The following is a 16,846-nucleotide window of genomic DNA, read 5'->3' as shown; positions in this document are numbered from 1 at the left end:
CTTTTAATATGGTAGAGGTATTAAATGGTATTCAAAGTATTTCTTTGGCCCAATAACAGTCCTATTTCGCCAGGCTATCAGCATCTGATCGCGAAGCAGGTTGGCTTATTTTCACTTCGAGCTCTGCGTGGCTTTTTTTATGGATATAACTAATTGCCAAGCTGATTTAAGTTGTTTATGCAGCTTATAGTAAATTACATGTCGTATTTCAAGGCAGATTAGTCAATAATTATTCTTATTTAGAATTAATATAAATAATATTCCTATATTTGTGTGTCTATGATTAAATTATAACTAACCGGAAATGATTGTAAAGGCAAGAATAGAGCATCAAAAAGATTTTCTGTTTATGGAAGAAATTCCAGATCAATATGTGCCCGATCATCGACTGTCAGAAAAATCAATAGCCATCAAGAATGCTCCTGTAGCCCTCAAAAATTATCAGCTTTCTACCAATGGTCTGTTTCTGGTACACGCCGAGATGAAGTTTGACGGTCCTGCACGGATTCTCACCGAAGTAGAGGGAGAGGCCATCACCTGTCAGTTTATTTTTAGCCAGAAAAATGCTTCAGCAATAGGTAATCCATCATTTAGATATGGACTGAGCAGGCACAATATCAGATATATCCCTTCAGCAAAGGAGGCGTATGATGTGAAACCTGATGCAGAATTTGTCTATTTTTTGATTGTTCTTTCTAAAGATTATTACCTCCGCCTGGTTGATCTGTATTCTCCATTGCATGAACAGTTTGTACAGGAAATGGACAAAGGAATATCCACTTCTTTTGCGGAGCAAGATCTTTTGATGACTCCTGAAATGCACAGGGCAATTGATGCCATTATTACCTGCAAGCAGGATGGAGAATTGAAGCGTCTATTTACCGATGCGCGTATCACCGAGTTGATTATGTACCAGCTGGAACAGTTTAGTCAGCACCTGCAGGGAGGTAGAGAACCGTTGCTCGATCGCGATATTCCAAAACTGGAAGAAGCCAGAGAAATTTTGGAACGGGATTATATCGATCCTCCAACTCATAAACAGCTTTCGAAAATGATACTGCTGAATGAATTTAAATTAAGAACAGGCTTTAAAAAATATTTCGGCAGTACCATTTACGACTTTATCACCCGCTTAAGAATGGAAGAAGCCAAACGGTTAATTTTAGAGGAAGGAAAAAATATGTACGAAGTTGGTGTAAATATAGGTTTTAAACATCAAGCCAGTTTCACCAATGCCTTTAAAAAATACTATGGCATTTTACCTAGTGATCTGCGGCTCTGATTTTATATAAAATCGATCTTGAACCGGTGTTTTGTGCTTCGGCAATGCCAGCGGCTTCCATCAGTTTTAAATTGGTATATACGCAACCTATACTTATGGGCGTATTATCTTCTTTAAGCATTAACCAAAGTGATTCGGGATGGATAAAATCACTTATTTCCAACAGTTTAAACGCAATCCATAATCTCTTTTCGGAGAACAATAACCGCTTTAACCGACAGTAATCGTTTATTGTTTTTAAAATGGATTCTTTAAAAGGATCAGTACAGGGCGATTGAGGCATCTGGCCGATGCTTTGAGCTGTGTTAAATAGTTTTTGTATGTTTTTCATCGGTAGCGTTAATTTAAATCTGGGCAGATTGGAGTGTAACTAATTCATCGGTTTCGGTGGGCTTTAATTTATAAACAGGTGGATTTGGTGTTCGGAGGTTGGAATTGAACTTTGCAGCATCAAGTTTGATTTCTTTAGGAACGATAACCGTTTTTAAACTGCTTTGGTCGGTATATGTCTGGGCGTGAATGCCAAAAGCTGAATAAATATGCTGTGGAGTAAGTACCTGCGCCGGAGTTCCATCCCACCATTTCCGGCCATCTTTTAAAATGATAATCCGGTTAGCATATTGGGCAGCCAAGTTAACATCGTGTAACACCACAATAATCATATAACCTTTTTTAGCCATCGCAGCGGCAATGGCCAGGCTTTGGTGCTGAAACTGTAAGTCCATATTGTTGGTAGGTTCGTCCAGCAGCAGTACCGCATTTTCGTTGTCCCAAAGTTGAGTCAAAACCCTCGCCAAGTGTACCCGTTGCTGCTCGCCGCCTGAAAGGCTAAGCATCGATCGGTCTGTCAAATCAGTTAGTCCGCAGAGTTCCATTGTTTCAAATATCGCAGTTTGGTCGTTTTTTGCTGATGGGAGGCCTTTGAAACCATACCTGCCCATCATCACTACTTCCTTTACCGTAAAAGCCATAGTAATGGGATTGTGTTGTTGCAAGTAAGCCCTTTTGGTGGCCAGTACTTTTCTATTATAGTCCTTAAGGTCTTCTCCGTATAATACAATGCGCCCGCTATCGGGCTTTCGCTCACCAGAAAGTAAGCGCATCAAAGTAGACTTTCCAGCACCGTTTGATCCTAAAAGCGCAACCATTTCGCCCGTTCTGATGCTGAAAGATATGTCTTTTAAGAGCGGTCGTTGGTTTAATTTATAGCTGATGGATTCTATTCTAAGCATAAACTGATTGTTAATTAACTAATTTCTTCTTGTCTTTAATGAGGATGTATAAAAAAACGGGGCTTCCCATTAAGGCTGTAACCACACCTATTGGTAATTCAATCGGTTGTACAATTAATCTCGAAACCAGATCTGCCAAGGTAAGAACCAATGCACCCATCAATGCTGAAACAGGAAGTACAAAACGGTGATCTACGCCGCCAATTAAGCGCGTAAGGTGGGGGATGAGCAAACCGATAAACCCGATAATGCCCGAAACGGCGACAGAAGCGCCCACGGCCATGGTGGCCAATACCACCACCATTATTTTAATACGGTTGGGGTTTAAGCCGATCAGTTCCACCTGGTTTTCGCCAATGGCAAACAAATTTAAACCTTTAGCTAAAAATGGTAGTCCGGCTATCGCCACCAGTACAAAAGGGAATAAACAGCTTACATTTTGCCATGTGGCACCACCCAAGCTGCCCATCATCCAGAAAGTAATGCTCCTGAGTTTCTGCTCATCGGCCAGGTAGGTAACCAATCCGGTCAACGCACCAGCCATGGCATTAATCGAGATACCAGCCAGCAGCATGGTTGACACATTGGCCTGTCCGTTTACCTTCGAAAGGTTATACACCAGCATGGCCGTAATACCTGCTCCGGCAAAAGCTCCAAATGCCAATAGGTAATAACCTAAAAGCTGGGTCAAACTGGAAAACAGTAAGGTTTCAAAAGCAATAATCAGTACCGCCATTAAAGATGCACCCGCTGATATCCCCACCAGGCTTGGTTCTGCCAATGGATTCCTGAATATGCCCTGTATGGCTGCGCCTGAAATGCCAAGCGCAGCACCAACCAGTATTCCCATTAAGGTACGTGGTAACCTGATCATCATAATTACGCTTTGGTTGATACCATGATCTGTGCCGCCAAACAGGGTAAATCCCATGGTATGGGTCAGCGTGTCGATCACTTCTTCTAGTGGGATGCGCATGGCACCTAAAGCGAGTGAAAAACAGACAGAAACCAATAAGCCCACGCTGAGTAGGGTGTATATCAATAGCCTTCTCATTGGTAAATTTGGTTATTTAAGGCTTTAATGGCTTCAGGTAATCGGTTGCTAAAATTGATGAGCAACGGGCCGTTCATCTCCACAATCCTTTTATTTTTTCCGGCATTGGTATAGGTTACACCCGGCAGATTTAAAAAGGATTCCTTGCCACCTAAACTCTTTAAACCAAAATCAAACATCAGAATGATGTCGGGGTTGCTTTTGATCAGTGCTTCGGTAGTATAAGGTTTAAAATCGCTAAATTCCTGTATGGCATTTTTGCCGCCGGCCAGTTTGATAATGGCATCTATGCTGCTTCCTTTGCCAGCCACACTCATGGTGCCTACACCACGTGCATAGATAAACAGCACTTTTGGTATCTTATTGCCTTTTTTTAACTGAATTATTGTGTTACTGATGCGGTTTGTGGTTTGCTTTGCAAGCTGTTCACCACGTGCTTTATCGCCAATGGCTGCCGCAATCTGCCTGATAAATTTGGCTGCACCTTCAACCGAAAATTCCTGGCGGATAGCAACGACCCTGATCCCTAATGATTTGAACTGATAAAGGTTTTCTTTCGAAAAGTCCCCTTCAGGAACTAATATCAGATCTGGTCGAAAGGCAGTAATGGCCTCAACGGAAAAAGACCTGTTCCTGCTTACTTTAGGTAACCTGTTAATTTCTTCGGGCCATACACTGGTTACATCTGTAGCCACCATATGTTTACCATAGCCCAAAGCATTTACCGTTTCGCTAATGGCGCTGCTTAAGGTAATCATGCGCTTGGCCTGTGCCTTTACTGATTGGAGACCAGTGAAAACATAAAATATGATAAGTGCGGCGTAATATTTCTTCATACTTGTAATTGCTTATTTAGGAAAACAAAAAAAGTGTTTAATTAATCTAAATACAAGTATATCATTACCACATTCAGTTGAATTGGTGATGTCTTTTCAGAAAAAAAGGTGACTGTTAATTTTTTTAAGTATCTAAAATACAGTTGATTGTTTTTATTTATCTTTCAGTTATACTGTTGGTTTGTGCGAAACAGCGCCGAAAAAAATACGGATTGAACAAAATAAAATACGGATTGAACAAATTAAAATACGGATTGAACAAACCATTTTTGATGCTTAATTTGGATGTTTGCAGTGTTCTTATTTAGAATGATTAAAAATAATAACACTGATGAAAAACACCATATATTCATATTTTGCTAACAAAAAAACGCTTGCTATAAGTTTATTGCTTTTAACAGGGGCTTTCGCTTCATGTAAGAAAGATGAACAGGACCAGAACGCAATTTTACAAGATGGTAAAAGCATAGTGATTACCGATTTGGCTGGCGATACACAAGCTGCGATGGGCAGTGGAACTCCTGGTAAAGAACTACGGCCTTTTTATACCTTTCTTTTCCGCTTAAGGGATCAGAAACAAATCTGGATCCGCAATGCAGCCGATACAGCGCAATGGCTAAAAACCAATGACTGGGATTTAGCTTTTACTGGCCCATATAACAGCGAAATTTATGTGAACGATAAAGATTACCAATACAACCCCGGCTTCGGTGGAGCCGCAAAAAGCGTGGTGATCATGCTGGAGCAAAGCTATGATAGCGTTACCCAGGCGCCCTCTGATGAGGCTTTGAACGGCAGCGGATTAACTAAAATTGGTTGGGCATCTTCAGCTAACTCAAATGGCTGGTTTTTTTACAGCTTTAATACACATATTATGCAAGCCATTCCCAACCGCACCTATGTTATTAGGCTACCTGATGGCAAATATGCCAAACTACAATTAATTAATGCCTATAAGGGCAATCCGCCAAGTGTTACCGACTTAAACTGGCCTGCACCTTACTACACTTTCAAATATTATGTACAGCAAGACGGAAGCAAAAATTTAAAGACTAAATAAAGAAAATGAATACAGCGATAACCACATACAAAACCATGTTTAAATGGGCTTCAGCCTGTTTTATATTGTGTTTACTTTTTACCAGTTGCAAAAAAGACGAAATTGTTTCGCCTGAACCCGAAAAAGAGTCGCCAAGCCATACAGAGGGCGGCACACCATATTATAAATTACAGCGAATAGAAAATTTAGCCGTAGAAACGGATGATGCCAATCCAACGGTACCGCCAACCGCTGTTTTATTCAGTTTAGAAACCAAGGCTACTATTTCTTTATTATATACTAAAACCAACCGTTGGGATATTTGCTTTAATGGGCTTTACAATAGCTTTTTAAGTAGCAATAATGGTCAATCTTCAAACAGTTTAGGCGCCGGAAGCACAGGTACAGGAGCGATTACCATATTACAAAAGCCTTTCGATGAGGTTATCGATGTACCTGCAGATGGTACGTTGAGCATTAGTAAAACCATTGGTACAGACGATGAAGGGGATTTTGGTGAAGGAATAGGATGGTACTTATATGACTTTGGCGGCACCAAAAGGGGCGATGGCAGTTACGATAAGCAGCACGTGGCTTATGCCATGCCCGAAAAACGTACCATTGTTGTCCGCACAGCCAAAGGCGATTACGCGAAGATCAAAATGATCAGCTGTTATAAGGATGCCTTTACGGCTGACAAATGGTTTAGAACCACGCCACACATGTATTTCACTTTCGAATTCGTAATTGTGCCAAAAGGGAGTTCAAAATTCGAGATTAAATAAACACATACCTTATCAATATCATATTAAAATGAAGAATAAATTAACGCAACTGCTTTGTATTGTATTAACGGTTGCTACGCTTGCCGCCTGTAAAAAGACAATAGGTCTGGAGCCTCTTCCAGCGAATAAAATCACCGAATTTAAGGTTGCCGTATCCGATGGAAATATTTTTGGTGCCATTGATGAGACCGATAAAACCATAACGCTCTATTTGCCATATTACTACGAACTGGATGTAATAGAGCCGGTGATTAAACTTTCGGCAGGGGCTAAGTTGAGTGAAACGCCAGCTCCGGTAGCGGTTTTGGATACCAAAAAAACTTATACCGTAATTGCTGCAGATCAGAGTACCTCTTCCTACAAACTGGTCATTAAACTCAATCAGATTTCGCCTTTGGTATTGACTGAACTATCAACAGCCACCATCGCGACAACAATGGCAGTGGGCGCTTATGATGTGAGGGTGCAAGGTAATTTTAATATTGCTGATGTAAAAAAAATCAAGGCCTACCTGGTTGATAAAGCCGATAAGGAATATGAATTAACGCCCAGTACTGCACTGGGAACAACAGCGGTATCGGTAGCCATGATCGGTGGCATTAAAACTTACACATATAGTTATTTACAGGTTCCGCAAACATTAGATACCGGAAGTTATAAGGTAAGGGTAAAAGTACAGGCCTTAACTGCCGAAATGAAATATCCGGTAAAAGTTGTTTACGGCCGGCCTGGAATTAATTACGGTCCGGTTACCGTTAAACAAGGTGAAACATTTAAAATAGCTACAGGAGGCGTGGTATTTAATGACTTTAAAGAATTTTATATTACTGTAAACGGCCAGAAAACAATCTTGCCTATAATTTCCTTTACCCGCACTGAAGCTACGATCCGAATTCCTGACAGCTTACCGCCAGGCACTTATACACCAACAGCCGCTTTTGGAACCTGGCCTTTACTCACGCTAAACTGGTCAGTTACAGTTACCTCGAAGTAGTAATCTATTAACAATTATCCATTGAAAAACGATTAGGGAGATTATTCCCATTTATATAACAAAAATCATAAATCTGAAAAAAATGAAAATGAATTTTTTAAAACTTACGTTCGCTGTTGCAACCTTGGCCATATTAGGAACTGCCTGTAAAAAAGATGCGGTTCAACCCGATAACAAACTTGCCTTGCAGAATACTACCGCTGCGCTTGCTGTAGGCGATACAGAAGCAGGTGTGGTAACCAATTCATCAACTTCACCTACTTCGTGGACTGCTGTTGGTTACGATTTACTGAACAATGTGGTGGCAAGTGCTGGAAACCAGGTTGATTTCGACAACAATTTTAACGGAAACATTACCATCGCAGGCACCAATAGCCTTGGCTATTACGATTCTCCATCGGTAACCAATGTTAGCGGCATTACTTTAACTGATGTTTCTTCAGTTACATTAGGTGCAATCAGCACTTTGGGCAATAATACCAGTACAACTGTGGGCTGGTACAATTATAACAGGGTTACCCGTACCATTACGCCTGTGGCTCAAAGATATGCTGTAGTGGGTAACGGTTCAACAATTGCCGGTTCAACCAGGCTTTATGTGGTTCAGCTTGATGGTGTAACTACTTCCGGTACTTATAATACCACTGTTAATTTCCACACGAAGAGATTAAAGTAAGGAAGAACTCAATCAAGGGAAATCCTTAATTAAAAAGATAAAAAAAGGGACGAAAACACGACTTATCGTCCCTAAAAAATCATAAATAAACCCAAATAAGGGAATAATCCCAAATCGTTTTAAAGACATTAGCTTAGGCTAAGGCCTTATTTGCGGGCCTAAAAATGCAAATCTAATAATTATTGATTATGAATACAATATATAAACGCTTCTCTGTCAGCTCATACTATCTTTTAATTTTATGTGTCATCATCATCATATTTGGTGCATGCAAAAAGGAATATGAAGATTATCCTTACGCCGACATTTTAAGTTTTACGATAAAGGATGCCAATGGAGATCCAGTTAAGGCTATAATCGATGAAAAAAATCTGACCATCTACTGGCCTTCCGGGCAGGCTGTACCAGATCATATTACACCTACCATTATAGTATCTGAAAGGGCAAGTGTTAGTCCTGCTTCGGGCCAAAGTGTGGCTTTTGAAGAAACGACCAGGTTTGTAGTGACGGCACAAAACGGTACAAGCAAAGCGTACCTGATTAAAAAGGTTATCAATCAACCATTGCTTAAAATAAATATCTCCTCAGGAATATCGGTATATAATACTAAAAGCTTTGTGAACAGAGGTAGCAATATTAACGTTACCGGCGATAATATTATGGCGAGTAAAGAACAAACCAGAGCTTTTTTGGTCAATATGGCTAACCATACTGAAAAAGAAATTGCTATAGCCAGCATAACACCCATTTCACTCAGCGCAACAATTGACGCCGGCGTACCAGATGGGATTTATCAATTGAAAGTTGTATCCGGATTGAGAAGTGTGGTTTTAGAACGAACATTTGGTGTAAGCAATGGCCGCCCAGCCATTACCCCGGTAGAATTGAGCACCATCAAACTTACCTTAAAACTTGGGGAAGAGTTTGTGATTAATGGTGAAAACAGGATTGAACTGATTAACCAGTTTGCCATTCGCCATGTGGCCACCAAACTGATGTACAACTTAATCATCAAGGAAACCAAAACAGGTCAGTTAACATTAAAAGTGCCTAACGATTTGCCAACTGGGAATTATGATTTGTATAGTTATAACTATCCTGCAGGAGATTATTACCCGGCAGGTCCGCTTAGCGGTGTTTTTGATGATATGATTGCTATTGTTAATTAAGCTTTTAAAGTGCAATACCATACAAAGATATATATCACGCTGCTCTCGTTCATTCTAATGGGAACCTCTGCCTGTAAAAAGGCAAAGGTTTCTGTTGATGATGCGGAAGAGATTATTTCGCCTACCACAGGCACGCGAAGCCAGTTGACGCTCGATTCCATCTTCTTATATGCCAAACAAGTGTACTTATGGAACGATGTACTGCCAAGCTATGTTGAGTTTAACCCGAGACAGAAATATGCCGGAATCGGTTCAGATATCACCACTTTTAGGAAAGCGTTATTTGATATTTCGCAGCTTAAAATAAACCCGGCCAATGGTCAACCTTACGAGTTACCTGTTTATTTCGAAAATCCAAAATATTCAAATCTCCAGGTGGGGAAAGGTAGTCCGGGGACTACTGCCGGCATTACAAATTTCAACACAGCTGTGCTTGCCAATAAAATCATTACCACTGATGATACGCCGGTTGCTTACCTTGCTTTGGCTTCGTTTGCTTCACTAAACGATAGTAGAGTGGCTTTAAACCAAGCTTTTTCTGAATTCGCAGCCGCCAATCCAAAAGTTATCATAATCGATTTGCGAAACAATGGAGGCGGTTATTTGGAAACTGCAGAATATGTAGCCAATTTAATCATACCAGCCAGTTTAAATGGAAAAGTGATGTATAGCGAATTATTTAATCCATCTATGCAAAATGGTGCCGCAAAAATACTGAAACATCAACCTTATTTAGATGCCAATGGAAAAACAGCGATTTACAATGGCCGCATGGCTACCATGGCCGATGTGGATTATACCACAGCTGGCAATACCTATAAATTTAATAAAAGAGGAAATTTACAAACCATTCAATCTATTTATTTTATTGTTTCGGGCAATACCGCATCGGCCAGCGAAATGCTGATCAGCAGTTTAAAACCTTATTTTGAGGTTAAGCTGATCGGAGAGAAAACCTATGGCAAGCCAGTGGGCTTTTTTAGCATCAACATCGATCAATACAGTGTTTACCTGAGCAGTTTTTTGATTAAAAACGCCAATGGCTGGTCAGATTATTTTACAGGCATGCCACCTGATGTTGCCGTAAAGGGTGCAGATCAGCCTGTTTTTGGTGATCCAGCCGAAAATTGCTTGAGTGCGGCCTTACAATTAATTAACGGAACAAAAAAAATGTCCTTAAGTAAACTGGCCATAACAGATAAAATGACTACAAGTAAAACTGATCCTTCTCAGCCAGTAGCAACCGAAAGCATTATGTTTGAAAACAGGCTAAGATTAAGAAAATAAAAAACAAATGGCTAAAACAGCTTAGCTACAATACGATCACATGGTTAAACTATCCGCTATTATATTTTTCCTTGCATTTTTCCATTTAAAGTTAGCCGCACAGGAGTATGGAAGTTTAAAAGGCACAGTAACCGATAATGAAGGTAAAGCTTTACGCGGAGCAACTGTACGCCTTGAACCGGATGGTCATACTACCGAGACAAACGATCTGGGAAATTTTAATTTTACTAAGTTATTTATAGGTAATTACCGAATTACGGTAAGTATGGTTGGCAAGGCCAGTTACCAGAATAACATCAAAATTACTACAGTTGTGAATAACCTGATGATTAAATTATCAGATGAAGAACATGAACTGAACGAAGTGGCTGTATCTGAAAATCGTGCTGTCCCAGATAACTTGATGAAACTGGAGCGCAGTGCCATGCCGGTTACTGTAATTGGCAGGCGGACCATCGAACTGATGGGCAGCCGAAGACTGGATGAGGTATTAAAAGAGCAAACGGGCATTGCCATTGTAAATAATATTGGCGGCGGCGCCCGCTCGGTTGGCGTACAGATGCAGGGCTTCAGTAGCGAATATATAATGATACTCATTGATGGTCAGCCTATGGTTGGTCGCAACAGCGGGAATTTTGATTTGTCCAGAATCAGCGTTTCCAATATTGAGAGGATTGAGATCATTAAAGGTGCATCTTCCTGTCTCTTCGGAAGCGAGGCGCTTGGCGGGGCAATCAATATCGTTACCCGGTATGGCGCTTTACAGCCGCAGGCTTTAATTTCTGCAAATTATGGGAATTTGAATATAACTGATGTTACGCTCGAGGGCGAAACACCATTTGCATCGCAAAGGGGATCAGCCAATATATCTGCAAATTATTACCGTACAGATGGTTTTAATACCAATCCGAAATACATCCAGCAGGGAACAACAGCACCGCCTTATGACAATTATGCTTTGCAGGGGAGAATGAGATACCGTTTAACACCTAACAGTACCCTGGGTTTTAGTGGCAGGTATGGCTTGAGGAAATCATTTATGTCTAAAGATTTTGGTTTGGGCATTATTTCCGGCGACAGTCAGCATGAGCAGGATTTAAACCTGTCGGCCACTTTCGATCATCATTTCCATTCTGGATTGCGCAGCATGAGCCGTTACTATTATACCAATTTCCGATCAGATCAAAGTGTAGATTGGCAGCAAACGAACAGCAGCATTACCCAAGATGTTTTTGTGCAGAACCTCCACCGTTTCGAACAGCAATTTGCCTATGCACTGAGCAATGAAGTTAAATTTACAGGTGGTTTGGGGGGAAGCATCGAAATGATGAATGATATTTCTTTGAGCAATCCGCGTTCGGTAAACAATGCTTTTACTTTTCTACAAGGCGATTGGCAATTGAACAAGAGCTTTGGATTGGTTGCAGGACTACGCTACGATTTAACCAATGCTTATGGCAGCAAGCTAAACCCCAGTTTAGGGCTTCAGTATAAAGTGATACCTACCTTAACTTTTAAAGCGGGAGCTGGTACAGGATTTAAAGCGCCAGATTTTAAATCGAGGTATCTCGTGTTTTATAACCCTGCGGCCAATTATCTGGTGATAGGCAATGAAGTGTTAAAGCAAACATTGAATCAATTGGATAAGCAGGGGCAGATCAGTGAAATCAGAGCTTTTTTACTGAACCAGCTGGATCAAAATTTGCTGGCAGAAAGAAGTACATCTTTGAATTTAAGTTTAGAGTGGAAGCCCAAAGATCAGGTAAAAATAGAGGCCGGTATCTTTCATCACAGTTTGCATAATCAGATCAATAGCATCCAGATAGCAACGGGTACCGGAAACCGGAACATCTTTACCTATCAAAACCTGCCAAAGGCTGTGAATAAGGGAATAGATTTGTCTTTTGCCATTAGTCCGGTAAAAAATTTAGAACTCAGTGCAGGTTATCAGTACCTGATTGCTAAAGATCTCAGTGTAATCGACAGCATTAAGGCAGGCCATTATCCGTACAATCAAAACATTCACGATCCGGCAACCGGAAATTCTTATGCACCAAAACCTGCCGATTATTGGGGGATTGAGAACCGGTCGAGGCACATGGCCAACTTCAAAGTATTTTATAACTACCGTCCATGGGATGCCAATATCAATATCCGTATTAATTATAGGGGTAAATTCCCATTTGGCGACCGCAATGGGAATCAATTTATCGACCGTTATGATACCTTTGTAAATGGTTTTTTAATGCTCAATGCTGCTTTTGAGAAAAAGGTGATGAAACAACATTTAAGTATCAGGCTTACCGCCGATAACATTTTAAATTACACTGATCGGCTTATGCCCGGCCAGCCTGGTCGAATTGTGCTGGCTGGATTAACCTATCGTTTATATCAAGATTAATTATTAAATTACAGAATATGTTAAGTACAAATATTAAAGAGGCTACAAAAGTTGCACACCAGAACCTGGAGAAACAGGTTGTTCTAAAGTTAAAAGCCATCAGAAATCATGCAGATTATGCAGATCTGCTGAAACATTTTTATGCTTATTTCAGCCATATTGAAGAGACCATTAAGCCATATATTACTGAATCTATCCTGCCTGATTATGCTCAGCGTAGAAACTCGGCTTACATCAAAGCTGATATTTTGGAACTTGGTAGCGATATCTCAGAGCTACCTTACACCACTGTGCCAAAAATCGAAAATGCAGTGCAGGCACTAGGCGCCTTATATGTATTGGAGGGTTCGATCATGGGCGGAAGCATCATCGTAAAAATGCTCGAAAAAGTTGGCGTAAGCAAAGGTGTTTCTTTTTTCTCTGGTTACGGTGAAGCCACTGGCATGATGTGGGGCAATTTTATTGCTGTTTTAAACAATCAGGCAAAAACGGAACAAGAAGAAGAGCAAGCCATTACAGCTGCAAATGAAACCTTTAAACATTTTGCCCATGTTTTTGAAAGAGAAAGGATGAATATAGTTTAGTATCAAAATAATTAAGTAAGGATGAAAAGGGTGCACACAAATATATCATTTTCGTTCACCTGTGCGCATCCTGATTAAAGGCTTACCTGATAATTTTTCAATCTCATTTGAAATTCCCAAAATGTTGTGGCATAAACCTACGTTTCTGCTGACTTGTCAGCAGAAGCTTAATTTTTAAGCTTAGAAGCAGAAATGAAACTGGTAAAATAACTCCTCACCTGGTACAAAACACCATGTAGCTTAGGTAGGTGAGCACTGAATGTATTGAGGAAATTCGGAATTAAATGGGCAAGTTACATTTGAAATCGCATTTCTAAGAAAAGCTAAATAAATGTGTTTGGCTACCAGTCTTAAATACTGGTGAGTGAAGTTTTTTAGCATGTAATGAAAGTTATAATCTTGTAAACAATTACTAATATGGTCTGTTCAAATTGATTAAAATTAATGCAGCAATATGAAATACCTGATGATTATATTTTATTGTTTTCTGATATCTACAATACTCAGTCTGCTTGGGGTATTTGTTTTACAAGCGATGAGGGTAATTGGTACAGCGGATTCTGATTTTATTAATCTGCCTTTCGGTATTGCAGTTGGTTTCAATATCTATCTTGCGCTTGGCAGCTTGCCTGTATTACTTAATCTTAATAACTCTGTGAGGGTTAGCTTAATAAGGAGTATCTTGAGCTTTTTTTTACTGCCAATTATACTTGTATTATTTTCATTATGGATGATGTGGGACGAGCCATGGCCGGGAATACTCTTTGCTGTACCTTATTTATTCATTTTATCAATTTTTTTTCTGCGCTTTAGACGCGAACAACATACGAAGTAGCTTGATAAATATGATTATATTGATCTTGTTATTGGACCTTCATTCTTCTAGCAGAGTTTTCTCCCGTATGCAATCGCTGGTCGATCATTAGTCGACTAAGAAAGTTGGCATTAGTGCCGAACTTTTTAGCTTTCCCAGACAGTAGATTAAATATAAATTGAGAATATCAATTTTATACGGTAGTTTGTATCTATCATCTTTAGTATTGAAATACCTATAAAGTGAAGGATCTTGAAAAGTTCGATATAAAACAGTATCCGTTCCTGAACGATTCTTTATCCAAATAATATTATTGCCACTTCTGCCGATCACGTTGAAATTTCCTGAAGCATCGCTATATCTATAATGCTTTTCATCCAGAGCGTAGTTGAATAGATAGCTCAATGGGGGGGATTGATGAGCATAATTATTATAAAGTCAATATTCTTAAATATGTCTGCCTTTCATCTATAAGTAAATCTATGTTTGCCATTTAAATTTGATGATCTAGGCTTCCTAAGCCTTTCTCAAGTTCAATAAACTGTAGCCCATAAATCATAGACAATCTTTTTGATGATGCATTCATTTCGTAAATTCGTAGCTTTTGATTAATTATGTCAATCATTAAATTTTAGTTAATGGAAGGGGAGGAGAGTAAAACACTTAATATCGATAAATTCGAAATGATGTTTCGCAGAAATCATCAATTTCTATGTGCTGTGGCTATGGAATACGTTCATGACCAGTTTACGGCAGAAGATATGGTGCAAGACTTTTTCCTGGACTTCTGGCAAAGGCGCCATACCATTCAGCTTACCACAAGTTTTGAAGCCTACGCCCGCCGGGCGGTAAAATATAAATGTATTGACTTCCTACGTAAGGGTGTTGTGAACGAAAAGCGAAATTCGATGCTGGACCTTTTGGAAGAGCAACAGGAAGATATTGATGAAACAGAATATAACGAAATCAGGCATAAGCGCTACTTAAAAATTGTAGAATTGATTCAAAAACTACCTGAAAACAGGCGAAATATTTTTATTATGCATGCGGTAGACAAAATGAGCTACGCGGATATCGCTAAAAAGCAAAGTATTACTATTAATACGGTAAAAACGCAATTAAGCAGGGCCTATTCTGCGCTTCGTAATCATTTAATTTTAGTTTGTGTAGTTTTTATTCATTGCCAAGCCTTTTTTAAATTTCTTTTAGAAAAAAAATAAAAATTTCTTCATTGGCTGTCACCCATTTCCAATAATCTACGACAGTATTTTAATATGGATAAGAAAATCAGAAGTTTTACTCCCGACTGGAACAAGCTTTTAGATAAACTGGAAGCCGATGAACAGTTGTCAAATTCCCTAAGTGCCGATGAACAGACACTTTTAGCGGAACTTCGTACCATTAGGGATGAGTCTGCTGATGCACTTAAAGCTTACTCATTTTCTGATACCAATAAAAAATGGGCTGAACTAAACGCACAGATCGAGCCAGCAGAAGTTATACAGCCTAAGGTTAGTGTACGTAAACTTTGGTTCAGTATCGCAGCTGCTGCGGTTTTATTCGTTATAGCCATTAGTTTTATTTATAGTAGCTATCAGCAGGAGCGGCAACCGCAAAAGTCTGTCAATATAATCAAAAACGATATTCCTCCTGGCAAAAACGCGGCTACACTCACTTTAGATAATGGCAAAAAGATTCTTTTGTCTGCTGTCAATAATGGTCAGTTGGCCAAAGAAGGAGGGATCATCATCAGTAAAACTGCCGATGGACAACTCATTTACACTGTGACAGATGCTAAAAAAGCTGCAGGCGTACATATACATACCTTGTCGACCGCTAAGGGGGAAACTTATCGCCTCCGTCTGCCAGATCAAAGTGAGGTATGGCTGAATTCATCTTCATCTATCAAATTCCCATCGTCATTCGCATTGGCGAAATTGCGTCAGGTAGAACTTACTGGTGAAGCCTATTTTCAAATTGCAAAAGATAAAACACATCCCTTTATTGTAAAAACCAACCTCCAGGAAGTACAGGTACTAGGTACACACTTTAATGTGAACAGTTACCCTGATCACCGTAAAGCAGTAACTACGCTTGTTGAAGGGAGTGTACGGGTAACAAATCATCTGCAACAGACAAAGACCATTAAACCAGGTGAGCAGTCGACAGTACAGGATGGGCAGGGTATTGCCATTGCACCAGCGGACATTAAAAATGTAATGGCCTGGAAAAATGGTTATTTCCGTTTCAGAAATGAGTCAATTGAAGAGGTAATGGCAAAAATCAGCCGTTGGTACAATATTGATGTGGTGTATGCTGGAAAAGTATCAGACGAGCTATTTAATGGTAACATTTCGCTCCATAAAAATATAAGCGAAGTGCTGAACATGCTCAGTTATTCAAATGATGTTAAATTTAAAGTTGAAGGAAGGAGGGTAACCGTTATACAATAGAAATTTACCTGATCTAATCTATCGGAAATTCAAATTCATCCCCAGGGCCACAAGGGGCTGAGATGGAGAATAAATTTAAATACCAGTCCGACGCCAATCGAACTGGTAATAAAAGTCCGGTAATCAAACAAACAGTTAACTAACCGCTAAAAAGCCGCTAACTCGAAATACAAGGCTTTAAGCAAAAACCAAACTTATCAAATGTACCAAATTTGCACTAAACCAGTGCGCTTTTTTAGC

General features: G+C 39.7%; 15 protein-coding genes. 11 read left to right on the top strand and 4 right to left on the bottom strand.

From position 1 onward, the window contains the following. The first annotated feature begins 304 nt into the window (after positions 1–304). Positions 305–1,282, top strand: coding sequence for a helix-turn-helix transcriptional regulator (locus PGN18_RS14985; protein ID WP_335320372.1), 978 nt, complete (start codon positions 305–307; stop codon positions 1,280–1,282). Here PGN18_RS14985 and PGN18_RS14980 read toward each other — a convergent pair. The 4 genes from PGN18_RS14980 to PGN18_RS14965 are packed head-to-tail and all read right to left on the bottom strand — an operon-like array spanning position 1,263 to position 4,404. Continuing rightward, the gene (locus tag PGN18_RS14980) at positions 1,263–1,613 is read right to left on the bottom strand and encodes a transcriptional repressor (protein WP_335320371.1); all 351 of its coding nucleotides are present in this window, start codon (positions 1,611–1,613) and stop codon (positions 1,263–1,265) included. The two genes, PGN18_RS14985 and PGN18_RS14980, sit on opposite strands and share 20 nt — an antisense overlap. A gap of 13 nt (positions 1,614–1,626) precedes the next feature. Beyond that, positions 1,627–2,514, bottom strand: coding sequence for a heme ABC transporter ATP-binding protein (locus PGN18_RS14975; protein ID WP_335320370.1), 888 nt, complete (start codon positions 2,512–2,514; stop codon positions 1,627–1,629). Between the two features lie 10 nt (positions 2,515–2,524). Beyond that, on the bottom strand, positions 2,525–3,568 hold the full coding sequence (locus PGN18_RS14970; protein WP_335320369.1) for a FecCD family ABC transporter permease: 1,044 nt from the start codon (positions 3,566–3,568) through the stop codon (positions 2,525–2,527). Next, complete coding sequence (locus PGN18_RS14965) at positions 3,565–4,404, bottom strand: heme/hemin ABC transporter substrate-binding protein (RefSeq protein ID WP_335320368.1); 840 nt, start codon at positions 4,402–4,404, stop codon at positions 3,565–3,567. Before PGN18_RS14965 ends, PGN18_RS14970 begins: the two co-directional genes overlap by 4 nt. A gap of 331 nt (positions 4,405–4,735) precedes the next feature. On the opposite strand from PGN18_RS14965, the gene PGN18_RS14960 reads away from it, so the two are divergent. The 10 genes from PGN18_RS14960 (at position 4,736) to PGN18_RS14915 (ending at position 16,606) form a co-directional block, all read left to right on the top strand. Continuing rightward, a complete protein-coding gene (locus tag PGN18_RS14960) occupies positions 4,736–5,464 on the top strand; it encodes an HmuY family protein (protein WP_335320367.1) in 729 nt (242 codons plus the stop codon). Between the two features lie 5 nt (positions 5,465–5,469). Further along, positions 5,470–6,228, top strand: coding sequence for an HmuY family protein (locus PGN18_RS14955; RefSeq protein WP_335320365.1), 759 nt, complete (start codon positions 5,470–5,472; stop codon positions 6,226–6,228). A gap of 28 nt (positions 6,229–6,256) precedes the next feature. Further along, a complete protein-coding gene (locus PGN18_RS14950; RefSeq protein WP_335320363.1) occupies positions 6,257–7,222 on the top strand; it encodes a hypothetical protein in 966 nt (321 codons plus the stop codon). A gap of 82 nt (positions 7,223–7,304) precedes the next feature. Continuing rightward, positions 7,305–7,898 carry a hypothetical protein gene (locus tag PGN18_RS14945; RefSeq protein WP_335320362.1) on the top strand — a complete coding sequence of 198 codons (594 nt, stop codon included), beginning with the start codon at positions 7,305–7,307 and terminating at the stop codon, positions 7,896–7,898. A 188-nt stretch (positions 7,899–8,086) separates the two neighbouring features. Further along, positions 8,087–9,067 (top strand): hypothetical protein, encoded by a 981-nt coding sequence (locus PGN18_RS14940; RefSeq protein WP_335320361.1) that lies wholly within the window; start codon positions 8,087–8,089, stop codon positions 9,065–9,067. A 9-nt stretch (positions 9,068–9,076) separates the two neighbouring features. After that, positions 9,077–10,354, top strand: coding sequence for a S41 family peptidase (locus PGN18_RS14935; protein ID WP_335320360.1), 1,278 nt, complete (start codon positions 9,077–9,079; stop codon positions 10,352–10,354). Positions 10,355–10,394: 40 nt separating this feature from the next. Next, complete coding sequence (locus PGN18_RS14930) at positions 10,395–12,755, top strand: TonB-dependent receptor (protein WP_335320359.1); 2,361 nt, start codon at positions 10,395–10,397, stop codon at positions 12,753–12,755. A 17-nt stretch (positions 12,756–12,772) separates the two neighbouring features. Beyond that, on the top strand, positions 12,773–13,339 hold the full coding sequence (locus PGN18_RS14925) for a biliverdin-producing heme oxygenase (protein WP_335320358.1): 567 nt from the start codon (positions 12,773–12,775) through the stop codon (positions 13,337–13,339). A gap of 1,452 nt (positions 13,340–14,791) precedes the next feature. Beyond that, a complete protein-coding gene (locus PGN18_RS14920) occupies positions 14,792–15,373 on the top strand; it encodes an RNA polymerase sigma-70 factor (RefSeq protein WP_335320357.1) in 582 nt (193 codons plus the stop codon). 54 nt (positions 15,374–15,427) lie between these two features. Further along, the gene (locus PGN18_RS14915; RefSeq protein ID WP_335320356.1) at positions 15,428–16,606 is read left to right on the top strand and encodes a FecR family protein; all 1,179 of its coding nucleotides are present in this window, start codon (positions 15,428–15,430) and stop codon (positions 16,604–16,606) included. Positions 16,607–16,846 lie beyond the last annotated feature (240 nt).

Origin of the sequence: Pedobacter terrae, assembly GCF_036946585.1 — a bacterium.
Classification (GTDB): domain Bacteria; phylum Bacteroidota; class Bacteroidia; order Sphingobacteriales; family Sphingobacteriaceae; genus Pedobacter; species Pedobacter terrae_C.
Note: the sequence above shows the minus strand (reverse complement) of the source record. Positions and strands in the feature narration are given on the sequence as shown.